This is a genomic window from Natronocella acetinitrilica, from assembly GCF_024170285.1.
GTDB classification, from domain to species: Bacteria; Pseudomonadota; Gammaproteobacteria; order Nitrococcales; family Aquisalimonadaceae; genus Natronocella; species Natronocella acetinitrilica.
The window spans coordinates 44,432-69,695 of record NZ_JALJXV010000012.1 but is presented as its reverse complement, the minus strand read 5'-3'; the positions used below and the strand labels follow the sequence as shown (position 1 = coordinate 69,695).

The following is a 25,264-nucleotide window of genomic DNA, read 5'->3' as shown; positions in this document are numbered from 1 at the left end:
GCATTGATGAACGGTTTAAGGAGAATCGTGTGACAGGGGCACATGCAAGTCAGCCAGACCGAACGGTTTCCGTGCGCGAGACCTTCGGCATTGATACCGACCTGACGGTCCCCGGCTTCAGCGACCACAGCGAACATGTGCCCGAGGTGGACGAAGCCTACCGATTCAATCCCGAAGTGACCTTGGCTATCCTTGCCGGATTCAGCCGCAATCGGCGAGTGATGCTCCAGGGTCTCCACGGCACGGGCAAGTCCACGCACATTGAACAGGTGGCGGCCCGGCTGAATTGGCCCTGTGTCCGCATCAATCTGGACGGGCACATCAGCCGCCTGGACCTGGTGGGCAAGGACGCCATCGTCATACGCGATGGCTTGCAGGTCACAGAGTTCCAGGAGGGCATCGTTCCCTGGGCGCTGCAGCGTCCGGTGGCGCTGGTCTTCGATGAATACGATGCCGGCCGACCCGACGTCATGTTCGTAATACAGCGTATCCTTGAGCGGGAGGGGAAGTTCACGCTCCTGGATCAAAGCAAGGTCATCAGCCCCCATCCCTGCTTTCGCCTGTTCGCCACCTCAAACACGGTCGGCCTGGGTAATCTCAACGGCCTCTATCATGGCACCCAGAGCCTCAACCATGCCCAGCTGGACCGATGGAATATCGTCGCATCGCTGAACTACCTCTCCATTGAGGAAGAGGCGGCCATCGTCATCGCCCGCGTCCCCGAGAACGACAACACCGCCGGCAAACGTCTGGTGGAGGCCATGGTGGCGCTGGCGGGACTGACACGCAACGGCTTCGCCACGGGTGATCTGTCCACCCTGATGTCCCCACGCACCGTCATCACCTGGGCGGAAAACTGTCAGATTTTCGGCGACACGGCGCTGGCCTTCAGGCTGTCCTTCCTGAACAAATGCGATGAAGCCGAGCGCAGTACGGTGGCGGAATACTACCAGCGCTGCTTCGGAGAGGAATTGGACGAGTCGTATCTCGAGACCGGCACCTGACCATGGCACGCCCCCAGGAGCTGGCCCGTCGGCAACAACAGATCGAGGAACTGTGCTCCGCCGCCATCCGTGCCCTGACCGGTGATGCCCATCTACACTTCCGGAGCAATCGCCTGTATCAGGCTGAACGGCCGCTGCCGGTCAACGCGCCGCATCTGCGCCTGCACCCGGAGACGGATGACTTCCGGGCCTTCCGCGCCTTTGCAGACGGTGCCTCACTGCGCATCCGATACTCCTGCCCGGACCTGCACCGCCGGCACCTCCCAGAGGAACCGGTGGAGCGCCTTATCTTCGAGCTACTGGAGCAGCTCCGTGCGGAGTCCCTGGTCCCCGCTTCCCTGCCCGGCGTGCGGGAGAATCTGCACCGCCGCTTCGATGCCTGGTCGGAGACCTACCACAAGGCCCGCCTCACGGAAACCGGCCTTGGCATTCTGCTCTACACCGTGGCGCAGGTCTGCTGGGCCCGGCTTACGGGCAATCCGGTGTGGGAGCCAACGGAGGGCATGCTGGAGCATACACGGGCAGCCCTGGCTCCCATCATTGGCGCCCATCTGGCCAGGCTGGCGCGAACTCGGCACCATCAGGCGGAGTTCGCCCCCCATGCGCTGGCCATTGCCCGGGCGGTCAGCAACATGATCCGCAATGCGGTGGCCGAGGAAGGCGATGACGAAACCAACGAGGCGGAGGATAGCGCTGCCCTGGCGGCCTTTTCCCTGCTGCTGGATTTCGACAACGGCGACAGCGACACCCTGACTGTTGCCGCCAGCGGCCACAGCAAGACCGTGGAGGCCTCCCCCGGCTACCGCGTCTTCAGCCGGCGGCATGATCGAGAGGTCAATGCAGCTGACCTGGTGCGCAAGGCGCTGCTGAGAGACTATCGCCAACAGCTGGACGAATGGGTTGGCCACCAGGGCATCAATGTACGTCGCCTGACACGGCTGTTAATGGCTGTGCTGGCGGTGGAGGATCGCGACGGCCGGACCTTTGGCGAGGAACAGGGAAATATCGATGGTCGGCGCCTGGCGCAATTGATCAGCTCCCCAGCCGAGCGGCGCCTGTTCTGGCTTGATCGCTATCAACCCACCAGCGACTGCATGGTCAGCCTGCTGGTGGACTGCTCCGGCTCCATGAAGGAGTACGCCAATGCCCTGGCGGGTATTGCGGATATCCTGGTCCGGGCCCTTGAGCAGGCGAAGGTCACTACCGAAGTGCTTGGATTCACCACGGGTGCCTGGGGCGGGGGTCGCCCGCGAGCCGAGTGGATGGGTCGGGGCAGGCCCAAATATCCGGGTCGTCTGAACGAAACCTGCCACATGGTGTTCAAGGATGCGGGCAGGAACTGGCGCCGCGCCCGTCATGATCTGGCGGCATTCCTGAAACTGGACATCTATCGCGAGGGTGTGGACGGCGAGGCTATCGAGTGGGCCTGCAGTCGCATGCTGGCGCACGGAGCACGCCGGCGCATCCTGATCGTCATCTCCGATGGCTGCCCCACCGACGGTGCAACCGGTCTCGCCAACGATGAATTCTATCTTGGCAATCATCTGAGAGAGGTTGTGGACCGTCATACCGCCCAGGGTGATGTGGAAATCCTGGGGCTCGGAGTCGGCCTGGACCTGAGCCCCTATTATCAACGGTGCCTCGCTACCGATCTCGGTCAGGGCCTGGATAATCGGCTTTTCTTCGAGATCGTGCAGCTCATTGCCGGCCGTCACCGCCGTTAGGTTTGCCCATTCGCCTTTCGGGGCAGAGGGCGTACTCGGCCTGCAGCGACTTGGCCCATTGGCCATATGCCAACAAAGTCAGCGCTGTTGTCAGGAAACCGGGGCCGTGCTGCTGGAACTTTTACGCCACTGCTCAGTCGCTTCAGCGAGGACTTGCTGCTGACCGCCCTGGTGGCCAGGCTGCCGAGCGGCTCCTAGAGTCCCGTAACAGGAGTTCGCTGCACTTCTGTTACGGGACACCAGCTGCCCAACGGCGAACCGTGTCTCCTCATCGTGAGGACAAGATGCGACTCAACAAGTAACCGGCGGCAACCGCGACGCCCAAGGTGAAGACTGGATGTTCGCGCATGTAGCTGGTGCCCATGGCGGCCAGCTCTTCGCCCTTTACGCCGGCGTCCTCAATCGCTTTCGCAGCTTGAGCGCCAATCTCGTCAGCATTATCCACAACATTATGAGCGCTCGATGCGACACGATCGACCGCGGGATGAGCGGCTTTGGTTGCGGCGTCGATTCCGCTGTGAGCGCCCTTGGCGACGCGATCCATGATGTCCGGGGCTGCGGCTGTGGCAGCAGGACCGGAGTTGGTAGCGGAGGTAGGTGTGTGCTCTTGCATGGTTATCTTCCCGGCTGAGATTCAGCCTTCAAGTGACGCGTGATGGTCCGCAAAAAGCCTTCTTGAATCGGGCCCCAAGCGGAAGGAATCCAGATGTTGGCAGATCCCCACAACATGGTCGGTGCACTGGACCGCATAGAGATGCGATGAACCTCAGGTAATGATCAGTCGCTTGTCCGGTGCCTGACGCGTCGCGTTACTGCTGCCCTCAAGACTGTCCGGTTCGGACTCTCTGGCACCACGGGGAGTCTCGATCCGGCCCGGATCGTCATCAGACGTCAGGCTGCGGGAAAGGCCCTCCTTGGCCTGACTCCATACAGCAACGATGAACGCGGTTAGCGGGACAGCCAGAATCATGCCGATAGCCCCTCCCAATGCAATACCCCAGAAGAACACCGAGATCACCACCAGCGCAGGGTGCAAACCCGAACGATTCGCCATGATTTTTGGCGTCAGCAGCCAACTCTCCACAATCTGCACAACCGTGAAAACAAGCAGGCTCAGACCGACAAGCTGGAAGCTGCCATCCGGCTGGAAATAAGCGATCGGCAACACGATGAGCAGCCCGAGGAGCGTGCCGAGATACGGCACGATATTCAACAGCCCAAGCACCAGACCGATGAGGATTCCGCCCTTGAGACCGATGAGCGTAAAGCCAGTGGCCAGCATCGCCCCCATGATCACGGCAATGACGAGTTGACCCTGGAAGAATGCCGTTACCTGGCGCATGAAGACGTCAATGAAGTACATGATTTTCTGCTGTGTCCGGGCATTAAGCACAGACAATGTCTCGTTGACCTGCCTGCGCAACCGATCGCCGGACAACAGAGTGAAGAACAGCAACAGGGGGACAAGACTCAGGCCGACGACGATGCCGGTATAGGACCTGATGGTGCTGCCAGTGGTCTCCATGTCGGGCACCATCTCCTTCAGCGAGCCATCCTGCGCGCTTTCCACGACGGCCCGGGTCAGGCTGGGGAAGTGTCTGCTCAGGTACTCCTGCCATCCCGCAATGACTCCAGGTGCGATCTCGATGAACTGGCCGATCTGGCGGAACAATGTCGGCAATAACAGCAATACGGCCCCACCGATTACAAGGATGAAAAGCAGAACGATGACGCTGGCGGCAGCCACACGGGGAAGGCCCACCCGCTCCTCTAGATACTCCACCACCGGATACAACACCAAACCAAGTATCCCTGCGACGGCTAGCGGCAGAATGAGGTTGTAGAAGTAAGACAGGAATTTGGCGAGCACCCAGACCATGCCACCGATGAGGAGGCCCAGTGCGGCAATGGTGAATAGGATCGCGGTCACCCGGAACAGGCGGCGTTCCACCGAGCCGAACAGCCGCGTTTCCGGGGTTGCGCTCATCCGTCCTGCCGCCGTATCCGTGGGATCGCTCTCACCGTACCGTTACCCCCTGCGCTGGTCGTGCTTTGGGGGTGCAGTCTCGGAGGTCAGAGTCAGCAGAAGTCGGAGACTGGTGTTGGCCGTCTGGAGAATCGAGAGGATGCTGGCGATGTGCAACCGGTGATCACGCTGTATCGCGGCGCCGAGCAGGCCAGCCGCGAGGATTGCCGCCGGGGAGAAAACGCGCTCGCCGATTTCGTGTGCAGCATGACCCAGAGCGATGCCAATGGCACCCTGGCGCCGCCGGATTCTACTCTCGACGCCCCTGATGCTCGCCCTCAATGCTCCATGATGAATGGCGGAACTGCCCTGGCCTCTCATTTCGACACCTCCGTGCGTTCCACTGGAGGCTGCGGTTTGAGTGCACGCTGCGTTGCCGGCCAGCCGAGGGAACGGCTCTTGTGCCGTATAAGCAGCCAGCCCAAAAGCGCCAGCAGGAGATTGGCCGCCGCCAGCACCAGCATCGCGAAAGCAGGCGCCAGTCCGATGCTTATCAAGGCGAGGACCGCCGATCCCATCAACGCCATCCAGGCACCCGCGAGCACGAAGGCCACGACGATGGCAGTAATCACCATGGTCAACGCGGACCTGAAGGAGAGCCGCGTCTCGAGCACCGCGAGCTCAAGGTAATCATGCGCCAGTTCACGCAACTCGTGCGTCACGCGCCCGATGCTCTCATTTAGCGATTCCGGTGACGATGCCTGGCCGCCCAGCGTCACCGGTGGACCGGCGTCATCCGGCGCTTTCGCGACCGGCCTATCCGTGTCGTCAACTGCGATCTGTTCCTTCTCGTGCATCGTCATCTTCCCGGCTCACGACCAGATGATTGACTTGCCCAACCGCTTCGCGTTTGCCCGCGCGCGCCGGCTTACTGGTGCCATGCCCGCACCCAGAACACCCAGTGCCGCGCCCTGGGCTTGCTGCATGGCGGAAGCGAGTGATGGTTGGCCACCGAACCAGGGGCTCCACCAGGAGCGCATCATTGACAACGTCAGCGCTTGATTGGCCCGCAACATCTGCCAGGCCATGGCGTTCCAGGATTCTCCGAACGCTTCAAGCTTCTCAGCGCCCATGCGCTGAAACTCGGTCCGGTCGCGGGAGGTCGGATTGGGGCCGGACAGAGCCATCCGGGCCATCCGTATGGAGACGACCTGTGGAACCGCAACCGCGAGCCTGACTGTCTGCATCGCAAGCCGTTTCGTGCCCTTGTGGGTAGAGTTTGTCATTCGGTGTTCTCCAGAGTGGGGGCAATGATCCTGGCGCATAACTGGCGACTCGCATAACCGGATCGGGATCAATGTCACTCTCAACGTTGGCCTCTTTATCAGGCACAGTCGGTGCGGCGACGCACTCCACGGTCATCTCGAGTTTCGTGATCTGCAGCAGACACTGTCACAGGTGTGCCAACGCACCGACGCCATCCGCCTTCTCCCTTAGCCTGCATCGTCCGTCCTCTCTCCGCAGACCCAGTGGTGCAGAGAGGTGCGGACTGACTGGCAGTACCGCCAGTCAGTGATAACGTTGAGGAGAGATCACGATGAGCAAATTAACTTCACTGGCACTCGCTGCCGCACTGACGCCCGCACTGGCCTTAGGCATTAGCACGGTCACATTCGCCAGCCAGGACCGCGACGCTTCGGAAGGCACCAGTCAGGAGCGCGAAGCTTCACAAGGAATGTCCGGACAGCAGGAAGGCACCGCCCAGGATCGCGAAACTTCACAGGGAATGTCCAGGCAGCAGGAAGGCACCGCCCAGGATCGCGAAACTTCACGAGGAGTCGGTCAGGATCGAGACACTTCACAGGGCATGTCCCAGCAGCAGGGAAGCGCGGGCCAGCAGCAACTGAGTAGCAAGCCCTCAGGTGCCTTCTATGCCGACGACATCATCGGCCAGAACGTGAAAAGCCGCGGTACCGACGAGGATATCGGTGAAGTCACCGACATCATAATCGGCCAGGATGGCCAGGTTGTCGGCGTTATCGTTAGTGTCGGTGGCTTCCTCGGATTGGGCCAGAAGGACGTGGCTCTGCCTTGGGATCGGCTCCAGCACACCATGGACGACGACGAATCGACGTTCTCCGTCGACATGGATCAAGACCAGCTGGAGAATGCACCAGAGTATGAGCGCGACGAATAAGCGCTCGGAAACCTTAAGTAGCTCAAGCGATCGGGGGCGCCATGTGCGCCCCCGATCGCTGTCCTGGTCAAGTCAGTACGGCCACTTCCAGTCGCGGATCTCGGGCATATCCTGGCCGTGACGACGGATGTAGTGGTAGTGATCGATCAACTTGTCGCGCATTGCCTGGCGGGTGTAGGCGGCCTGATGACCCAGGCCCGGCACACGATCGATGACATCCCCAACCAGGTGGAAGCGATCCAGATCATTCAGCACGGCCATGTCGAATGGCGTGGTGGTGGTGCCTTCTTCCTTGTAGCCCCGCACATGGAGATTCCGGTGGTTGGTGCGCCGGTATGTCAGCCGGTGGATCAGCCACGGGTAACCGTGATAGGCGAAGATGATGGGCTTGTCGGTGGTGAAAAGGGCATCGAATTCCCGGTCTGACAGGCCATGAGGATGTTCCTCGCGAGGCTGCAAGGTCATCAGGTCCACCACGTTGATGACCCGCACCCGCAGCTCGGGCATGTACTGGCGCAGCAGGTCCACGGCTGCAAGGGTTTCCAGTGTCGGCACATCTCCGGCGCAGGCCATGACCACGTCGGGCTCACCGCCAAAGTCGTTGCTGGCCCATGTCCAGATGCCGATGCCTGCGGTGCAGTGCCTGATGGCGTCTTCCATGGAGAGCCACTGGGGCTGCATCTGCTTGCCCGCAACGATGACGTTGACGAAGTCCCGACTCCGCAACACCTTGTCCGTAATGCACAGCAGGCAGTTCGCATCCGGCGGCAGATAGACCCGGATGATATCTGCCTTCTTGTTGAGCACATGGTCGATGAATCCCGGATCCTGGTGACTGAAGCCGTTGTGGTCCTGCCGCCAGACGTGGGAGGTGAGGAGATAATTCAGCGACGGGATGGAGCGGCGCCAGGGCACTTCGTGGGAGGCCACTTTCAGCCACTTGGCATGCTGGTTGAACATCGAGTCGACGATGTGGATGAATGCCTCGTAGCAGGAAAACAGCCCATGCCGCCCGGTAAGCAGATAGCCTTCCAGCCAACCCTGGCAGGTATGCTCGGAGAGGATTTCCATCACCCGACCGTCGGCTGAGAGCTGCTCGTCGTCGGGATGGCTGTCCGCCATCCAGGTCCGGTCGGTGGCCTCGAAGACCGCACCCAGGCGGTTCGACTCGGTCTCGTCCGGCCCGAACAGGCGGAAATTCCTGTGCGCCTCGTTCTTGCGCAGCACATCCCGCAGGAACCGGCCCATGGCCCGGACGGATTCCGCCATCTCGTGACCGGGCTCGGCAACCGGCTGAGCGTAATCGCGAAAGTCCGGCAGGATCAGATCCTTGCAGAGCAGGCCACCATTGGCATGGGGGTTTGCGCCCATGCGCCGCTGTCCCTCGGGCAGGAACTGGCTTAGCTGACTGCGCGGCGCGCCTTGCTCGTCAAACAAGCGGTCCGGGCGGTAACTGCGCAACCATTGATCAAGCACCGCCAGATGGTCCGGATTGGTCCCCGCATCGCTGAACGGTACCTGGTGCGAACGCCAGGAACCCTCCATCGGTTTGCCGTCCACCCTGTCCGGCCCTGTCCAGCCCTTGGGCGAGCGGAGTACGATCATCGGCCAGCGGGGTCGCCCGGAGACCCCGCCGCCCCGCGCCTGCCGCTGAATGGCATGAATCTCGGCAACGGCCTCATCGAGCGCTGCGGCCATGGCCTGATGTGCCTGGGGAATGTTCTCCCCATCCACCAGGATCATCCGATAGCCGTAGCCGGTCATCAGGCTGTCGAGTTCATCGACGCTGATGCGGGCAAGCACCGTCGGGTTGGCGATCTTGTAGCCGTTCAGGTGAAGGATGGGCAGCACCGCGCCATCGCTCGCTGGGTTGAGAAACTTGTTGGAGTGCCAGGCGGTGGCGAGCGGCCCGGTTTCTGCCTCGCCATCGCCAATGACGCAGGCGACAATCAGATCGGGGTTATCGAACGCGGCACCAAAGGCGTGGGACAGCGCGTAACCAAGCTCTCCGCCCTCGTGAATGGAGCCGGGGATTTCCGGGGCAGCATGACTGGGCAAACCGCCGGGAAACGAGAACTGCCGGAACAGCCGCGCCATGCCCTCGGCATCCCGCGCCACCTGCGGATAGACCTCCGAGAACGATCCCTCCAGCCAGGTATTCGCCGACAGCGCCGGCCCGCCATGACCTGGCCCGGTGATGAAGATCATGTTCAGGTCCAGCGCCTGAATGACCCGATTGAGGTGCGCATAGATGAAATTGAGCCCCGGTGTCGTGCCCCAGTGCCCGAGCAGCCGGGGCTTGATGTGGTCCACCGACAAGGGCTCGCTCAGCAAGGGATTGGCGAGCAGGTAGATCTGGCCCACCGAGAGATAGTTGGCCGCCGACCAGTAATCGTGCAGTGCAGCCAGGTCGTCTGCCGACAGTGGACCGGACCCTTGTGATGTCGAATCAGTCATGAGGCGCGCCCCTCGCACTTGCCGCTGCCGGGTGGTTCCAGGCTTCCAACCAGAACCTTAGACGATGTACACCGCAACCCGATGCTCCGCGCCATCGTCCAGCATGGGGAGCGTGCAGGGTGCGGATAGCGTGTTGGGGGGCGCGCTGGCGGTGCGTACCAGTTGGATGTGATAGACGCTTCCACGGTGCCGCCAGGTCACGGTTGCGCCGGGCCAGTGCGGCGGCAGGCAGGGCTTTATCATGAGCGTATCGCCACGACGGGTGATGCCAAGCACACCCTCGAGGATGAACCGGTAGTACCAGGCGGCGGAGCCCGTGTACCAGGTCCAGCCACCCCGGCCGACATGTGGTGGGTAGCCATAGACATCCGCAGCCAACACATAGGGCTCTACCCGATAGTGGCGAACCGCCTCGGCGGTGAGGGCATGGTTGATCGGGTTGAGTATGCGCAGCACCTCGGCGGTGCGCTCGGCGTTGCCGAGCCGGGCGAAGGCAAGTCCCGTCCAGGCGGCGGCGTGGGTGTACTGACCACCGTTCTCACGCACCCCCGGCGGGTAGGCACCGATGTAGCCGACGTCCTTCGCGCCGGCCTTGAAGGGTGGTTCGAACAGCAGCACCAGGCCATCTTCTGCCCGCATCAGCCGCTCACCCACAGCGGCCATCGCCTCATGTTCGCGGCCACTGCCATCGCCACCGGAGAGCACGGCCCAGGACTGAGCGATGGCGTCGATCTCGCAGGCCTCGGCGTCCGCGGTACCCAGGGCCGAGCCGTCGTCATGGTAGGCGCGGCGGTACCAGCCACCGTCCCAGGCATGGTCGCGCAAGGCCTGCGCGAGCGTTGCCGCCCGCTCGGTCAGCAACTGCGCCGTGGCCAGGTCGCCCCGTGTCTCGCACACCGGGGCAAAGCGGCGCAGCGTGTCGAGCAGGAACCACCCCAGCCAGACGCTCTCGCCGCGACCCTTGTCGCCAACCCGGTTGAAGCCGTCATTCCAGTCACCGCCGCCCATCAGGGGCAAGCCATGGGCACCGGCATGGTCGACCCGGCGAATCGCCCGCAGGCAGTGCTCGTAGAGGCTCGCGGATTCGCCGGACTGGGCGTACTCACTGTAGCGATCGCCCTCCTCCGCACCCAGCGGATCACCGGAAAGCCAGGTAATCGACTCGTCAAGTACGTCCACCTCATCCGTGGCGGCGATGTACTCGCACACCACCCAGGGCAACCAGAGCAGATCGTCGGAGATCCGCGTTCGCACCCCGCGTGCGGCAGGCGGATGCCACCAGTGCAGCACGTCGCCCTCGGGAAACTGTCGCGCGGCAGCAGCCACAATCTGCGCGCGGCACAGTGACGGCGCTGCCGCCAGCAAAGCCGTGGTGTCCTGCAATTGATCGCGGAAACCAAAGGCACCGCTGGACTGGTACAGACCGGTACGACCGTGGAGGCGGCTTGCCAGGGTCTGATAGAGCAGCCAGCCATTGAACAGGATGTCCGTGGCGGCATCAGGGCTTTCCAGTGTCACCGTGCCCAGGCGCTGCCGCCAGTGGGTATCCACGGCATCGCGCATGCGCTGGATTGCACCGGTGTCACGACAGCCACGAATCAGCGTCAGTGCGGCTTCCTCATTGGCGCCGGCGCCCAATAGAAAAACAACCTCCTCGGTGCCCCCAACGGGCAGGTCGACATGCACCTGGAGCGCGGCACAAGTATCACGCCCGGCGTCCACCCGGCCAGACAGCCCGACGCGTGCCAGGCCGGCTGGTGCATGCAAGCCGCCGTCCCGTCCAAGGAATTCGGATCGGTCCGCCGTGTAGCCATGCACTTCCTGCGTAGTGGCAAGAAATACCGTTTGACCCGGACATTGAGCGCCATAGGGATTACGGACCAGCAGCGCCCGGTGCTCGGCATTCCATGCGGGGATCAGGTAACCGGCACCGGTCTCGCGGCGGGTGCCGAGCACCCATTCCGCATAAAAGGTGACTGTGAGACGGCGGGCCCGCTCCGAGCGATTCGAGACTCGTAAACGTGCCACTTTCACAGGTTGATCGATATCGACGAACAGCGACAGTTCGCTATCCACGCCCAGCCTGCAATGCTCGAACCGCGAATAGCCGGCGCCGTGGCGTGCCAGGTAGGCACCGGACTCGTACATCGGCGCGGGCGTCGGACACCAGAGATCGCCCGTCTCCTCATCCCGCAGATAGATGCACTCCCCGGGCATGTCGAGCACCGGATCGTTGCGCCAGGGCGTCAGCCGGTTCTCGCCACTGTTGAGCCACCAGGTGTAACCGCCGCCGGACTCGGATACGGTGCAGCCAAACTGTGGATTGGCAATGACATTAATCCAGGCCGCCGGCGGCCGATTCACGCCTTCGATTAGCATGACGTACTCACGGCCGTCGCTCGTGAAACCACCGAGGCCATTCCAGAATTTCAGATCCGCCGGCAGAGACGGCGCGACATCGACCGTGGGCGGAAAGTCAGTCCCGGGGCGTGCCGGCAGAAGGGGCAGCGGTATATCCGCGTTGTTCAACCGGTCGAGTGCCGCCAACGGATGCGTGATGCCGCCATCCAGCACGAGACTTGCCGCGGCATGGAGAAGAACCACGTCGGCTTCTCCCTGACTGGCACTTGTGAGCACAAAGAGCCCCCCGCGCCGACCGATCCAGGCTTCGGCGTGGCGCAATGAGATGGCACGGTGCAGCGCATCCCGGGTGTTGCCGCTGTAGCCATCGTCACCGGTGGCGAGAAAAACCACATCGATGGGCAAGTTCCGCTTGCGCCAGAACTCATGGGCCTTCAGCAGCAGATTCACGACATCCATTCCGGCGGACTGCGGCACCTTCAACAACACCACTGGGTGGTCTCCGGAGATACCCATCCCCCAAAGCCCGGCCTGGCCAAGTTGGTTACGGGCGAGGATTGCAGTCGGCGCACGCAGATCCGGATGCGGACAGAGCAAGGCGGAGGTCAGGCGGACAAGATCATGCAGGACGCCGGGGCCGATTCCACCGCCATGGAGATCCCGGGCGATGCGTGTTCTAGCCTCATCAAAGGCGTATTGCACATTGGCCCAGTAGGCAAAGCGTTGCCTGGTCTGCATGAGCGCCTCTCGAGTCGGCGCGACAATCCGCACCAGGGCGAGCCGGACGGTGGCGCCCGGCTCCAGCGTGAGCGTCTTGCGCAGGGATGCGATGGGGTCAAGTCCACTGCCGACGGCAGCACCAATGCCCTGGTCATGCCCAGCCTTGGGCGGCTTGGCCAGCGAACCATCCCGTTCCAGGAACGCCCCGCGATCGGTCTCGACGCCATCGGGCTTGATGACACCGCGCACGCCGACCAGAAACTCCCCCAGCAACGGTCCCGCATCGGCGGACCCCTCCCGGGAACGCCGCTCGAACAGCAGCAGCGACTGCTCGGCATCGTAGGAACACTGCACGAACAGGCCGCTGAATCTCGGGTGCTGCCGATCGGCGGCGGCGTCTCCGAGCACCAATTCCGCGTAGGTGGTCAATACAAGGCGTCTAACCTGTTCACCGTGATTGGTGAGCGTGATGCGGCGCAATTCGACATCGTCCCGGGGACACACGGTGACCTCAAGGGTCTGGACCAGACCCCGTGAATGCCGCAGATACTCCACCGCATGGGCATGGAAACGAACCTGTTCGTCACCCTCCCGGATTGATGACGGTTGCCGGGCAATCGACCAGGTATCGCCAGCATCGACGTCCTCCAGGTAGACCCAGCAACCTCTGTCGTCACTGGTGGAGTCGGCACTCCAGCGGGTCAGTGCGATGTTGTTCCAGAAACTTCCACCGCCGCCGCCGTTGGTCGCGAGCACGCCATAGCGGCCGTTGGACAGCAGGTGGACACGGGGCGTTGGCGTGTCCACCGGGACGTTCCAGGGATCGAGGGCGGGCACGGTATCCAGGGCAACCTGCCGGGGCGTCGCTGACGGCGAAGCCGGATATTCCAGCTCCGGGTCCGGTGGCATGCGTTCCTGCAGCAATAGCTTGCAGGCACCGTAGCGTGGTTCGGCACTGAAGCGGGTGATCGCGTTCTGTGTAGTCAGGGCATTGGCGACGCTGACCAGCGACATGCCATGGTGGTGCGCCATGTAACTGCGGACCAGGGCGTGGGACTGGCCGACATCCAGTCGCCGCGGCGTGAAATCCAGCGCCTCGAAGTAGCCATAGCGGCCCAGCATGCCGAAGGTCTCGAGATACCTGAGATTGTCCGTTGCTGCATGGGGGCGCCACGGCAGCGCCAGGAAGGTGGAGTAAGGAGAGACCACCAGATCCTCGACACCACGGGCCGCCTGCAAGGCCAGCGACGGCGCGCCAAAGGCGCGATAGGCGTAATTGCGGGCCGGATCGAACAGGTAGTATCCGGACTCCGAAATGCCCCATGGAATACCGCGGCTGGCAGCGAAACGGATCTGACTGGCGATGGAACCCTCAGCGCTGCGGGCCAGCAGCCCCGCTTGTGGCTCCGGCATGAGCAGCCCGGGCATCAGGTATTCGAACATGGTGCCGCTCCAGGACAGGAGCATCACGTCCGGACCATCCCGGGTCAGCGGACGGCCGAGATGCGCCCAGTGGCGCGCTGGCACGTCGCCCTTGGCGATGGCGAGAAAGCTCGCCAGTCGCGATTCAGAGGCCAGCAGGTCGTAGGCGTTGTCATCCATCCGGCCCCGGTCCACATCGTAGCCGATACGAAAGAGGTGACGAACCCCGTCATATAGAAACCGCATGTCGGTTTCGGCGAACAATCGCTCGCAACTGGATTCCACCTCGCCGGCAATCGCCAGTATTCCGCTGGCCGCAGTCGATGTCCTCATGACTGCGGCCTCCAGATCGTCCAGCCAGGCCTCGGCCTCGCCGCACGCCGGCTCCGGCGCTGCGACCAGCGCGGCCCGCAGCGCATCTGCCTCCGGCGCTATGCGCGATGGCAGGCCTTCGAGTTCGATACAGCTTGGTGCCCCTTCCAGTGACGCACGCAAGCGGGCCACGGCATCACGAACCTCGGCTGGCGCATCCTCCGCCGTCAGATTGGCAGGCATTGCAGCGAGTAGCGGCCACCAGGCCATGAAGCGATCGCGGCACTCCCGGATGCGGAGCATGTGATGATGCGACCGCTCCAGCCACACCCGCAGGTCGGTCAAGGTTTCTGGCGGCAAGCCACCGGGCTCGTGGAGCACGGCTTCCACTCTCGGGTCTATCCGCGACCGGATCGTCTCCGTCAGTTCATCCACCAGCGCAGGCCACAGCGCGGGCCACCGGCGCGTCTCCAGCACCCGATTCCGCAGCGCCTGCAATTCGCCGCCCAGCGCCTCAAGGGATCCCGCCGATGCGGACCTGGCAACGGAGTCTTCCATCACCCCGGTGGCGTCCAGCAGCCCTTCGAATAGCTCCTGCCGCCAGGCTGCTACGGCGCGGATCTCGGCAGCCGTGCTCTTCACCGTCAGCAGGCAGCCGAGCAGGTTGCCGGAGTCCACCGTTGACACGTAGGCCGGCGGCAGCGGCGTCAGGCTGTGGGTGTCGTACCAGTTCAGCAGGTGGCCGCGGAAACGCGTCATCGACTCGATAGTCCGCAACGTGTTTCGGCAGCGCACCAGGCACTCCTCGGCGTCGATGTAGCCCAGGTCATAGGCCGCCGCATTGGAGAGCAACAGAAGCCCGATATTCGTGGGCGAAGTCCGGTGCGCCACCACGCCCCGGGGGTCTTCCTGGAAATGATCCGGTGGCAGCCAGTGATCCTCCGGCCCGACAAAACGCTCGAAGAACAGCCAGGTGCGGCGGGCAACGCGGCGCAGGTGGGTGCGGTCCTCGGCCCGAATACGCTCCCTTGGCGATGCAGGCTCCCGACGTAACGCGACGACAATCGCCGGCGCCGCCAGCCAGAGCAAGAGGACCGGCGTTGCACCCCAAAGTGCCTCGGGACGCCACGCCACCAGGGCCAGTCCAACGACCAAGGTCAGGCCGCTGACCAGTCCCATGGCGCGCCACAGGCCACCGGCCGAAAAACGGTTGCCGACGGCGGCGTCGGTGGCGGCGGGTGTCCACTCAAGCAGGTGTCGACCGCTGACATGCGTGCGATACAGCGAGCGACACACCGCATCGGCGACGGTCAGCGCCTCATGGGGCAGCAGGGCAACCGCCAGCAGCCAGCGGCGCAGATCACCACCAAGGCCGAACAGCAACTGCGACGCTCGGCGACGGCGCAGCGTGCTGCGGACAAGGCCCACCGCTCCTGCAAGGGACGGCACCAGCAGCGTCAGCAGGGCGAGGATGGTCCAATGCAAGGGTGAACCGGGCAGCAGGAACCAGCCGCACAGGAGCAGCACCACCAGCACGGGCGCCAGCAGGCTGCGAAGCAGGTTGTGAAAGATCTGCCAGCGGTCCAGCGCTTCAAGCCGGTTGCGGCGCCTTGAACCAGAAGCCGTGGGCACCCAGCGACCCAGCCAGGGCAATAGCTGCCAGTCGCCCCGCACCCAGCGGTGCAGCCGCCGCAGGTAGGCCAGGTAGTCCACGGGGTAGTCCTCGTAGACCACGACATCACTGACCAGCGCGGTTCGCCCGTGAATGCCCTCGAACAGATCATGGCTCAGAACCGCGGCTTCGGGCACGGCATCGTGCAGACTGGCCTCGAACGCATTGACGTGGTAGAGCCCCTTGCCCGTGTAGATGCCCTCGCCGAAGAGGTCCTGATACGCGTCCGACACGGCAAGTGTGTAGACGTCAAGCCCGCGGTCGCCGGAGAATGCGCGGGTGAAAAGATTGCGCGTTGCCGTGACGGGGTCAATCTCCACACGTGGCTGGAGAATGCTGTAGCCGGACGTAACAGTGCCGGTCCCCGCGTCCACGACCGGTCTGTTGAGCGGATGCGCGATGGTGCCGATCAGCCGGCGTGCGGCGTCAACGGGCAGGACCGTATCGCTGTCGAGGGTCAGCACATAGGGCACCCCCCGAAGATCGGAGACACTACCGGCTTCGTCACTGAACGTGCCCCGATCACCCCTGAGGATGAAGCGGTTCAACTCCCGCAACTTGCCCCGCTTGCGCTCCCACTCCATCCACACACCATCCCGCTCATTGAGCAGGCGCTGGCGGTGCAGCCAGAAGAAAGGAGAGTCACCGCCTTCGCCGTAGCGCTGATTCAAACGGTCGGTGCCCTCGCGCAGGGCGTCGAGTATCGGAGCATCGCGGTCGGTGGTCGCCGTCGCCGCGTCGAACAGCCCCGTGACCAGGCCGAAGCGCAGACTGGCGTCGGTACTGGCCAGATGGTGGCGCTCTACCTGTTCAAGCAACCGGGTGGCGTCGGCGGTGCTGTTGACCAGCGCGCAGATGCAGATCACCGCCCGGTGTTCCCGGGGGATGCCCCGGCTGAAGTCGAGCCGGGGCAGGACGCGCGGCGACAGTGCCAGGGTAATACCCCAATGCAGCAGCGTGGACGCGATGATCATGGCGGGAACGGACACCAGCACGGCCGTCATCCCCGCCCACAGGAAAGACCCCCGATCAAGGGCATAGAGGACGGGAATGAACACGAACAGCAGACTGGTGATGGCCAGTAGCCCCAGAAAGAGCGCCTGCCGATGGGGTCGGAGCCGGTCGCGTAACCGCAGGTGCAGCGGTGGTCGGAATGCCAGGCTTTCCGTCAGTTGGCTGCGCCCATCACCGACCAGGTAATGACCCACGTGGCCGGTCAAGGGCTGCCCCGTCGGATCGCGCCGCGCCAGCTCGATCGCTGCTCTGGCGACCGTGACTTCGTCACAGCCGACAAGTCGGGAGAGCTTTTCCACGGCGCTGCGGTAGGCGTCCCGGGTCTCGAAGTCCATGGCCGGATAGACCCGCCCCGGATCGCCCACCAGGGTTCGCTCCACCGCCGAAGTGCGCTCGAAGAATCCCCGCCAGTCGGTTTTCTCCAGTCGGTGCAGGCTGCGAACGCCATTCGCCACCAGGGCGGCCTGCAGCGCGGCCGCCTGACCATTGTCCTGGTCAGTGGCAGCGGTAGATGCCGCGGATGCGGCCAGTAACTGTTCCACGCTTTCGAAGATCGCCCGGAGACTCTCGAAGCGCAGTAGCAAGGGCAAGGCCCAGAGTTCCGCGGTGCTGAGTGCCGCCGTTTCCAGACGCTCGAGAACCAGGGCCTCCGTCGCATTCAGGTCGAACAGATGCTCCGTTCGCGCAAGCCCCTGGCGGGCGATGACGCTGGCACGCGCGCTGCCCGAGTCTGCACCCGCCACCAGAACAGGCAGACGTGACGCAAATTCGGCCGACAGACTGCGCCCCAGCATTGCCAGGACCCGACGAACCAGATACTCGTTGTCCAGGTACCAGTCCATCCACGCTGCCGCAGTGGTGGCATTCGAGCGCAGGGACAGGATGGCCTCATGGTTCTTGTCCAGGGAACTCTCATAGCGCCGCAGGCTGGCGCGAATCGGACGAACGGTTGCGCGGGACCCCGAACGCAGCCGATCTTGCGCAGCCCTCTCGTCCGAAACGGCTGCGGCCTCGCCAGCCACGCCCTAGTGCCCCGACACTTCGCGCGCCGATCGCGCCGCTCGGGATAGCTCGATCTCCTCGGGTGGCAGATCCTGTATCACCAGCAGCGGTGTCTCACCGTAAATCAGCAAGTTCATGGGCACGGCACCAAATGGTAGCCGCGCGCCACAGGCACCGCCGTGGGCCGCGAGAATGACCAGGTCGACCTGCTCTTCGGCAGCGATCTCCCGCAGCGCCACATCGGATGAGGCCTGCAACTCCACCCGCGTACGCGTGCTCATTCCCTCTCCCGCCAGGCGCTGGGCAAGGGACTGCAGATAGCGGCCGGCGCCGGCAACCCGCTCGGCATCGAGCTCGCGCAACACGCCAAGTCTGCTGTCGTCGTCGGCCAATCCAGCGCAAGTGGCCAGGGCGTTGACCACGGACACCAGTACAACCTCGCTGCCATGGCGACGGGTCAGGGTCTCCAGCATGGGGAGAACACATTCGGCACGACGGCTGCCATCCAGCGGCAGCAGGACTCGTCGGTAAACCAGGCTGCCAGCATCCGGCTGCTCGGTGCTGTAGGCGCGCACAACCAGGAAGGAAACGTTGGCGTGAAGCGCGGTTTTCTGCACCACCCCGCCAAGCACCCACGCGCTTGTCCCGCTGCTGCCATGGCTGCAGATCACCAGCAGGGTCCGGGGGCCGGCGCGGGCGCAGTTGACGATTTCCTCCACCGCATCGCCCTCGGCGGTTGCCGTCTCGGTCTCCACTCCCAACTGGGCCAGACGGGCGGCCACCGCATTGAGATAGGCGCCGGCTTCCGCTTTCAGCAATTCCCACTCCAGGGGGTCGGCGGGACGGTTGGTATCACTCCCGGCCTGATGGTCGATGACCCGGAGCAGCACAAGGCGGGCGTCCATTGCTTGCGCAGCGGACACCGCATGGGGTAGCGCGCGTTCCGCCGTGACGGATCCATCCAGTGGCAGAACGACACGCCTGAACATTTCTCACCCCCGGGATTCACGTCGAGCACGCTGAAAAGAGCTGCAGATCTGCGGCACATCCGCAGCCTCGGTGCATTCAAGCACCGAGGAGCAGGCTAGCCGGAGGGGAGGCGGCACGTCAGTGCGATAACGGACACAGGCAAGGCGTGGGTCGGGGAGACCCCGAGCGCATTACGGCACTCGTGTACCCAGGCGCACAGAACATGCGTCGACATGCGCGTAGCCTTCGCGGATAGTTTGTCGCGACTTCGCGGCATGGTGATCGAAGACGCGAGGGAAGCAAATGAACAACATCATTTACATCGTCGGCCTTATTGTTGTCGTCCTTGTCATTCTCGGCTTTCTCGGCCTTCGATAAGGCCCGGACACGACGACACCGTCACCCCGGACGCGTCGGCTGTCCGGTGGCGACGGCCATGACCGGCTCGCACCGAACCTCGAAGGCCACCGACCGGGCAATGAAGCAACGGGCGTGGGCTTCATGGTGGAGGGCCACAGCATCATCGATACGATGAGGTTCGCGAATACTCACGTGGGGCCGCAATACGACATCAACGAATCGGTTGGTTTCATCTCCAAGGCGCAAGGTCCCTTCGGCACGATCCAGGTAGGATTCCACCGTAATGTCCGCATCCGCACACAAGTGCAGATACCAGAGCTGATGGCAGGCGGACAAAGACGCCACGAGTAGATCCTCCGGATTCCATCGCTCGGGGTCGCCGCGGAACTGTGGGTCTGCCGAACCCGGCACATCGGGCTTTCCACCAGCCCGGATCACATGCTGGCGCCCATAGCCGGAGTAATCCCGCGTTCCCTCACCCGTGTTGCCTGTCCACTCCACCGTCACTGCGTACTTGTGATCTTTTGCCATCACTACACCCCGCTGCCTTGCGGCCATTGCATCAACAGAGCAACTACAAAACCAGCACCCGATCGTGTAGTTTCTGCAACATCTCTCAGAGCATTCAGTCGCCCGTCGCCGGGGCGGCAGGCTCCACTATCGCAGTATCACAGTTTACGAATGGACGATTGTTTGCATGATGCCCGCCTGAGCTTCGTGATCGGTGGCTTGCTGGATAGCGGGGCCGAGACGGTGCTCGATCTGGGCTGTGGCTCCGGAGCGCTGCTGAAGCGTGCCATCGGTCGCGGAGAATTCGCCCGCATTGTCGGCGTGGAAGCGTCCGACGAGGCGCTTGCTGTTGCCAGGCGGGAACTCGCAGGCCACACCGGGATGGCGGACGGTAAGCTAACGCTGATCCACGGATCCTACCTGGAAGAAAAGCAGGAGCTTGCCGGATTCGATGCCGCGGTGCTGGTGGAAACCATCGAGCATCTGGACCCGCGAAAGCTCTCCACCCTGGAAAGAACGCTGTTCGTCGCCTATCGCCCACAGACGGTCATCGTCACCACGCCCAACAAGGAGTACAACAAACTCTACGGGCTGGCCGATCATGAATTCCGGGATCCGGATCATCGCTTTGAGTGGACGCGGTTGAAGTTCCGGTCCTGGGCGCAGCGTATCGCCCGCAGCTATGGCTATCGAACGATATTCGGCAATATCGGCGAGGCGCATCCGGCACTGGGGTCGCCGACCCAGGCGGTGCGGTTTACCCGTGATGACTGCGATCTGCGGTCGCAAAGCGCCGACCAGGAAGCGCCGAAAAGCTAAGGAGACACTGATTCATTCGCGCGAACGCGCGAATGAATCAGTGTCTCCCTAACGCAACTGACTGTCCTTGCTACCACGACGATTATAGCCGGCGTGCCCGCCCTGCTCGGCGTCCCGCTTTCCCTGGCAGACCACACAAAGACGTACGCCCTTCACTGCCTGGCGTCGCCCCTCGGGTATCTCGGCGTCGCATTCCTCGCAGTGGTGGAGACTCTCGCCCACCGGCAACTGACTGCGGGCGCGCCGCACGGCGTCATCAACAGTGCTGTCGATCTGATCCTGCACGGCGCCATCTCTGGACCAACCACCGGCCATACACACCTCCAGCCAGACCAGTCCACCAAGCTGTCACCAGTATAGTAGTCAGGCCACCAGTCTGGCGCGCTGGCGCCCTACTCTGCCATGAACGCCTGAATACCTGTCTGCGCCCGGCCCAGGATCAGGGCGTGGATGTCGTGGGTGCCCTCGTAGGTATTCACGCTTTCCAGGTTCATCACATGGCGGATCACGTGATACTCGTCGGCGATCCCGTTGCCGCCGTGCATGTCCCGGGCCACGCGGGCGATATCCAGCGCCTTGCCGCAGTTGTTGCGCTTGAGTAGCGAGATCATCTCCGGCGACCAGACACCGTCGTCGATCAACCGACCAAGGCGCAGCACGGCATGCAGGCCGATGGTGATCTCCGTCTGCATGTCTGCCAGCTTCTTCTGGACGAGCTGGGTTGCAGCCAGGGGCCTGCCGAACTGCTTGCGCTCCAGGGTATAGCCCCGGGCCGCATGCCAGCAGAACTCGGCGGCACCGAGCACACCCCAGGCGATGCCGTAGCGCGCCTTGTTGAGGCAACCAAACGGGCCCTTGAGGCCTTCCACGTTGGGCAGCAGGTTATCTTCCGGCACGAAGACGTCGTCCATCACGATCTCACCGGTGATGGACGCCCGCAGGGAGAACTTGCCCTCGATCTTGGGGGCGGAGAGCCCCTCCATGCCCTTCTCGAGAATGAAACCGCGAATGACATTGTCGAGCTTCGCCCAGACGATGAACACATCGGCGATTGGCGAATTGGTGATCCAGATCTTGGAGCCGGACAGCCGGTAGCCGCCGTCCACCTTGCGCGCCCGGGACTTCATGCCCGCCGGATCCGAGCCGTGATCAGGTTCGGTCAGACCAAAGCAGCCCACCAGTTCGCCCGTGGCCAGCCGCGGCAGGAAACGCTTGCGCTGTTCCTCGCTGCCATAGGCATGGATCGGATGCATGACCAACGAGCTCTGCACACTCATGGCCGAGCGATACCCGGAGTCGACCCGTTCGACTTCCCGGGCCACCAGCCCATAGCAGACGTGGTTCACCCCGGCGCAGCCGTATTCCTCGGGCAGGGTTGCGCCCAGCAGGCCTAGCTCACCGAGTTCGTTCATGATTTCCCGGTGGAAGTGCTCGTGGCGATTGGCCTCAAGCACACGGGGCATGAGCTGGTCCTGGCAATAGCTGCGGGCCGTATCACGCACCATGCGCTCGTCGTCGTTCAGGGCCGTTTCGAGCAGGAGGGGATCATCCCATTGGAATCGCGTCATGGCTGCTAACCTCAAGCCTGGGCGGGCGGGCGTCCCTTGACACCCTTGATAGGTTGTATTACCAGTAATACAAATTCCTGTCTGTCAGTCAAATGGTGGCGGTGGAGACGGTGACGGGGCGCACGCTATTCGACAAAGTCTGGCACAGCCATGAAATCGTGCGCGACGAGGACGGGCAAAGCCTGCTGTGGGTGGACCGCCATTTCGTGCATGAAGGCTCTTTCCATGCCTTCGCCAAGCTGGCAGCCCGGCAGCAAGCGGTTGCCCGACCCGATCTGACCATCGGCGTTGCCGACCATTACGTCCCCACCCGCGGTCGCAACCTTCCCATCGCCAACGCCGACATCAGGGGCGTGGTAGACAGGCTCTACGCCAACACAGCCAATCACGATATCCGCCTTTTCGGGCTGGAAGATCCCCGGCAGGGCATCGTTCACGTCCTGGGCCCCGAGCAGGGCTTCACCCTTCCCGGGCTACTTATCGTCTGCGGCGACAGCCACACATCCACCCACGGCGCCTTCGGCAGCATCGCCTTCGGCATCGGCGCATCCGAGGTGGCCCACGTACTGGCAACGCAGACGATCTGGCAGCGCAAGCCCAAAGTCATGCGCATGACCATCAATGGTCGTCCCTCACCAGGCGTGGGCGCGAAGGATATCGCTCTCAACTGGATCGCCCGGCTGGGCGCCGACGGCGCCCGGGGCTACGCCATCGAATACGCCGGCGAGGCGGTTCGGGGGCTCTCCATGGAAGGCCGATTGACGCTGTGTAACCTGTCCATCGAGGGTGGTGCCCGCTGTGGCATGGTCGGCCCCGATGCCGTCACCATCGACTATCTGCGGGACAAACCCCATGCACCGCGCGGCAAGGTCTTCGATGCAGCCTGTGATGCATGGCTCGCCCTGCGCTCGGACGCCGATGCCACCTTCGACAGGGAAGTGATACTGGACGCAGCGGAGATCGCCCCGACTGTCAGTTGGGGCACCTCGCCGGAAGACGCCCTGCCGGTGGATCAATCCGTGCCAGATCCGGACGACGCAGGCGACACCGCCCACGCAGATCATATGCGGGACGCCCTGGCCTACATGGGTCTTCGCCCCGCACAGCGGATCACCGACATCGCCATCGATCGCGTTTTCATCGGCTCCTGCACCAATGCACGGCTGGAGGATCTGGAGGCGGCCGCGGCAGTCTTGCGTGGTCGCCACGCCCGCGTGCCCGGACTGGTGTCACCGGGATCCAGCCTGGTCAAGCAGCAGGCAGAGGCCCGGGGGCTGGATCGGATTTTCACCGCCGCTGGCCTGGACTGGGTGGGCTCTGGCTGTTCCATGTGTGTCGCGATGAACGGCGACATTCTGCCGGCAGGTGAGCGCTGTGCCTCTACCACCAACCGCAATTTCAAGGGCCGACAGGGGCCAGGTGGGCGCACCCACCTCATGTCCCCGGCCATGGCGGCCGCCGCAGCCGTCACCGGATACGTCACCGACGTCCGAGAATTGATGGCAGGGAGGGAGCCGGCATGACGCCCCTCAACCAACTGACGGCCATGGCCTGCCCCCTGGGCCTGTCGAACGTGGATACCGACCAGCTCATTCCGGCGCGCTTCATGAAGCGATCCCGGGGTGAGGGCTATGGCCAGTTCCTGTTACATGATCTGCGCTTCGACCAGGCCGGGGCTGCCGTGCCCGACTTCCCCCTGAACATGCCGCAGGCCGACAGTTGTCGCATTCTTGTGGCGCGGCGCAACTTCGGCGGCGGCTCTTCGCGGGAGGCTGCCGTCTACGCCCTGGTGGACTTCGGCTTCCGCTGCGTCATCGCCCCCAGCTTCGGTGACATTTTCACCGGTAACGCGGTGAACAATGGCCTGCTGCCGGCCCGGGTCGCGGAATCCGACTGCGCGGCCATACTGAAAAAACTCGACGGCGCCGTGGGCACCATCTCCGTTGACCTGGAACGGCAGGAGATCGGTATAAAAGGTACCGGCTTTGCTTTCGAGATCGATCCTACCGCACGGCGCAAGCTCCTTAACGGCTGGGATGACATCGACCTGACCGCGCAGTATGCGGCGGAGATCAACCGCTTTGTCCGGCAGGACGCCACCCGACGGCCCTGGGCCCAGTCAATTGCACGCACCAGTCCCGACCCCGTTACGCAGAAACCAGCAGATTCCTGAGGAGGGAACAATGAAAAAGACCCAGCTATGCGCCTTCGGCCTCGCCATCCTGGTGGCTTCCGGCACCGCCCTGGCGGAACAACGCATCACCGCAGTCCATGCCTTTCCCACCAGCCTGATCTACACCCAGAGCTTCCTCGAGTTCGTGGACAAGCTCAACGAACGCGGCGAGGGTGTAATCCAGATCGATGTCCGTGGCGGCCCGGAAGCCATCGGCCTTTCGGAGCAGCCCGATGCGGTGCGCGACGGAGTGGTGGACATGGCCTACACCGCGGCAAGCTTCTACGCCGGCTCCCTGCCGGAGCGGGATGCCATGATCTCTTCCAACGCCAACGCCATCCATGCCCGGGAAACCGGTGGCCTCGACCTGATGAACGAGATTCATCAGGAGAAGATGGGCGTCTACTACCTGGGCTGGTTCGACAGCGGTGTCAGCTACAACCTTTACACCCGCAACGAGCCCAGCCTGGATAGCGACGGCAACCTGGATGTCTCCGGCCTGCGCCTGCGCAGCAACCCCGTCTACGACGCCTTCTTTACCGACTTCCTGGGGGCACGCATCACCAGCATCGACACCACCGAGGTTTACTCCGCGCTGGAGCGCGGCGTGGTGGATGCCACCGGCTGGACCCAGATCGGCCTCAAGAACCTGGGCTGGGACGAGTTTCTCAACTACCGCATCGAGCCCAGCTTCTACTCCACCGACATGGGCGCCATCATCAACCTGGACAGCTGGAACGCGCTGAGCGAAGAAGCCCAGCAGATCCTCCAGGAGGTGGCGATCGAGCACGAGCGCAGCAGCGCCGAGCGTTTCCGCGATGTAGCCCGGGAGCAGATGGCCGAGCTGGAGGAAGACGGCATGACGGTCGTCGAGCTGGAAGGCGAGGCTGCCGAACGCTACCTGGAAGGTGCCCGTGAGGCGAGCTGGGCGCGGATGCGCTCTCAGATGGAGCGTCACTCCATGGGACTGACCCACTACGAAGACCTCATCGAGAAGTTCAACGACCTCTGAGC

At 63.4% G+C, this 25,264-nt stretch carries 18 protein-coding genes; 7 read left to right on the top strand and 11 right to left on the bottom strand.

The annotated features are described in order from the left end of the window. Positions 1-29 precede the first annotated feature (29 nt). Positions 30-1,004 carry an AAA family ATPase gene (locus tag J2T57_RS20335; protein ID WP_253484545.1) on the top strand — a complete coding sequence of 325 codons (975 nt, stop codon included), beginning with the start codon at positions 30-32 and terminating at the stop codon, positions 1,002-1,004. Positions 1,005-1,006: 2 nt separating this feature from the next. Further along, the gene (locus J2T57_RS20330) at positions 1,007-2,728 is read left to right on the top strand and encodes a cobaltochelatase CobT-related protein (RefSeq protein WP_253484530.1); all 1,722 of its coding nucleotides are present in this window, start codon (positions 1,007-1,009) and stop codon (positions 2,726-2,728) included. 268 nt (positions 2,729-2,996) lie between these two features. Here J2T57_RS20330 and J2T57_RS20325 read toward each other — a convergent pair whose 3' ends face one another. The 5 genes from J2T57_RS20325 to J2T57_RS20305 all read right to left on the bottom strand — a co-directional run bounded on the left by J2T57_RS20325 (position 2,997) and on the right by J2T57_RS20305 (position 5,980). Beyond that, positions 2,997-3,272: a hypothetical protein gene (locus J2T57_RS20325; RefSeq protein WP_253484525.1), complete on the bottom strand. Its 276-nt coding sequence runs from the start codon at positions 3,270-3,272 to the stop codon at positions 2,997-2,999. 222 nt (positions 3,273-3,494) lie between these two features. After that, entirely contained in the window at positions 3,495-4,715 is a 1,221-nt protein-coding gene (locus J2T57_RS20320) for an AI-2E family transporter (RefSeq protein ID WP_253484510.1), read from the bottom strand. A 42-nt stretch (positions 4,716-4,757) separates the two neighbouring features. Continuing rightward, entirely contained in the window at positions 4,758-5,075 is a 318-nt protein-coding gene (locus tag J2T57_RS20315; protein ID WP_253484497.1) for a hypothetical protein, read from the bottom strand. Continuing rightward, positions 5,072-5,551, bottom strand: coding sequence for a phage holin family protein (locus J2T57_RS20310; RefSeq protein ID WP_253484495.1), 480 nt, complete (start codon positions 5,549-5,551; stop codon positions 5,072-5,074). Before J2T57_RS20310 ends, J2T57_RS20315 begins: the two co-directional genes overlap by 4 nt. Before the next feature lie 15 nt (positions 5,552-5,566). After that, on the bottom strand, positions 5,567-5,980 hold the full coding sequence (locus J2T57_RS20305) for a polyhydroxyalkanoate granule-associated phasin (protein WP_253484492.1): 414 nt from the start codon (positions 5,978-5,980) through the stop codon (positions 5,567-5,569). 311 nt (positions 5,981-6,291) lie between these two features. Between J2T57_RS20305 and J2T57_RS20300 the strand changes: the two genes are divergently transcribed. After that, positions 6,292-6,891 (top strand): PRC-barrel domain-containing protein, encoded by a 600-nt coding sequence (locus tag J2T57_RS20300; protein WP_253484480.1) that lies wholly within the window; start codon positions 6,292-6,294, stop codon positions 6,889-6,891. Between the two features lie 72 nt (positions 6,892-6,963). On the opposite strand, the gene J2T57_RS20295 is transcribed toward J2T57_RS20300, so the two are convergent. From J2T57_RS20295 to J2T57_RS20280, 4 genes are all read right to left on the bottom strand, one after another. Further along, a complete protein-coding gene (locus tag J2T57_RS20295; protein ID WP_253484477.1) occupies positions 6,964-9,348 on the bottom strand; it encodes a phosphoketolase family protein in 2,385 nt (794 codons plus the stop codon). Positions 9,349-9,405: 57 nt separating this feature from the next. Continuing rightward, on the bottom strand, positions 9,406-17,871 hold the full coding sequence (locus J2T57_RS22515; RefSeq protein ID WP_253484474.1) for a GH36-type glycosyl hydrolase domain-containing protein: 8,466 nt from the start codon (positions 17,869-17,871) through the stop codon (positions 9,406-9,408). Between the two features lie 3 nt (positions 17,872-17,874). Next, on the bottom strand, positions 17,875-18,840 hold the full coding sequence (locus J2T57_RS20285; protein WP_253484471.1) for a universal stress protein: 966 nt from the start codon (positions 18,838-18,840) through the stop codon (positions 17,875-17,877). A gap of 379 nt (positions 18,841-19,219) precedes the next feature. After that, on the bottom strand, positions 19,220-19,711 hold the full coding sequence (locus tag J2T57_RS20280; protein ID WP_253484469.1) for an OsmC family protein: 492 nt from the start codon (positions 19,709-19,711) through the stop codon (positions 19,220-19,222). Between the two features lie 150 nt (positions 19,712-19,861). On the opposite strand from J2T57_RS20280, the gene J2T57_RS20275 reads away from it, so the two are divergent. After that, complete coding sequence (locus tag J2T57_RS20275; RefSeq protein WP_253484467.1) at positions 19,862-20,509, top strand: methyltransferase domain-containing protein; 648 nt, start codon at positions 19,862-19,864, stop codon at positions 20,507-20,509. A gap of 48 nt (positions 20,510-20,557) precedes the next feature. Here the strand turns inward: J2T57_RS20275 and J2T57_RS20270 are convergent, their stop codons facing one another. Continuing rightward, positions 20,558-20,824 (bottom strand): DksA/TraR family C4-type zinc finger protein, encoded by a 267-nt coding sequence (locus tag J2T57_RS20270; RefSeq protein WP_253484464.1) that lies wholly within the window; start codon positions 20,822-20,824, stop codon positions 20,558-20,560. Between the two features lie 77 nt (positions 20,825-20,901). Continuing rightward, positions 20,902-22,077, bottom strand: coding sequence for an acyl-CoA dehydrogenase (locus tag J2T57_RS20265; RefSeq protein ID WP_253484461.1), 1,176 nt, complete (start codon positions 22,075-22,077; stop codon positions 20,902-20,904). 110 nt (positions 22,078-22,187) lie between these two features. Between J2T57_RS20265 and leuC the strand changes: the two genes are divergently transcribed. Genes leuC through dctP form a run of 3 tightly spaced genes read left to right on the top strand, consistent with a single transcriptional unit; the run spans position 22,188 to position 25,262 of the window. Further along, positions 22,188-23,600 (top strand): 3-isopropylmalate dehydratase large subunit, encoded by a 1,413-nt coding sequence (gene leuC, locus J2T57_RS20260; protein ID WP_253484753.1) that lies wholly within the window; start codon positions 22,188-22,190, stop codon positions 23,598-23,600. Continuing rightward, complete coding sequence (gene leuD / locus J2T57_RS20255) at positions 23,597-24,250, top strand: 3-isopropylmalate dehydratase small subunit (protein ID WP_253484459.1); 654 nt, start codon at positions 23,597-23,599, stop codon at positions 24,248-24,250. Before leuC ends, leuD begins: the two co-directional genes overlap by 4 nt. 10 nt (positions 24,251-24,260) lie before the next feature. Further along, complete coding sequence (gene dctP / locus J2T57_RS20250; RefSeq protein WP_253484456.1) at positions 24,261-25,262, top strand: TRAP transporter substrate-binding protein DctP; 1,002 nt, start codon at positions 24,261-24,263, stop codon at positions 25,260-25,262. Positions 25,263-25,264: the final 2 nt, after the last annotated feature.

Bases quoted from the DNA above. Each gene is read 5' to 3' on its own strand.
- J2T57_RS20330 (WP_253484530.1), top strand. From the start codon at position 1,007: ATGGCACGCCCCCAGGAGCTGGCCCGTCGGCAACAACAGATCGAGGAA.
- J2T57_RS20325 (WP_253484525.1), bottom strand. From the start codon at position 3,272: ATGGATCGCGTCGCCAAGGGCGCTCACAGCGGAATCGACGCCGCAACC.
- J2T57_RS20320 (WP_253484510.1), bottom strand. From the start codon at position 4,715: ATGAGCGCAACCCCGGAAACGCGGCTGTTCGGCTCGGTGGAACGCCGC.
- J2T57_RS20315 (WP_253484497.1), bottom strand. From the start codon at position 5,075: ATGAGAGGCCAGGGCAGTTCCGCCATTCATCATGGAGCATTGAGGGCG.
- J2T57_RS20310 (WP_253484495.1), bottom strand. From the start codon at position 5,551: ATGCACGAGAAGGAACAGATCGCAGTTGACGACACGGATAGGCCGGTC.
- J2T57_RS20305 (WP_253484492.1), bottom strand. From the start codon at position 5,980: ATGACAAACTCTACCCACAAGGGCACGAAACGGCTTGCGATGCAGACA.
- J2T57_RS20300 (WP_253484480.1), top strand. From the start codon at position 6,292: ATGAGCAAATTAACTTCACTGGCACTCGCTGCCGCACTGACGCCCGCA.
- J2T57_RS20295 (WP_253484477.1), bottom strand. From the start codon at position 9,348: ATGACTGATTCGACATCACAAGGGTCCGGTCCACTGTCGGCAGACGAC.
- J2T57_RS20285 (WP_253484471.1), bottom strand. From the start codon at position 18,840: ATGTTCAGGCGTGTCGTTCTGCCACTGGATGGATCCGTCACGGCGGAA.
- J2T57_RS20280 (WP_253484469.1), bottom strand. From the start codon at position 19,711: ATGGCAAAAGATCACAAGTACGCAGTGACGGTGGAGTGGACAGGCAAC.
- J2T57_RS20275 (WP_253484467.1), top strand. From the start codon at position 19,862: ATGGACGATTGTTTGCATGATGCCCGCCTGAGCTTCGTGATCGGTGGC.
- J2T57_RS20270 (WP_253484464.1), bottom strand. From the start codon at position 20,824: ATGGCCGGTGGTTGGTCCAGAGATGGCGCCGTGCAGGATCAGATCGAC.
- J2T57_RS20265 (WP_253484461.1), bottom strand. From the start codon at position 22,077: ATGACGCGATTCCAATGGGATGATCCCCTCCTGCTCGAAACGGCCCTG.
- leuD (WP_253484459.1), top strand. From the start codon at position 23,597: ATGACGCCCCTCAACCAACTGACGGCCATGGCCTGCCCCCTGGGCCTG.
- dctP (WP_253484456.1), top strand. From the start codon at position 24,261: ATGAAAAAGACCCAGCTATGCGCCTTCGGCCTCGCCATCCTGGTGGCT.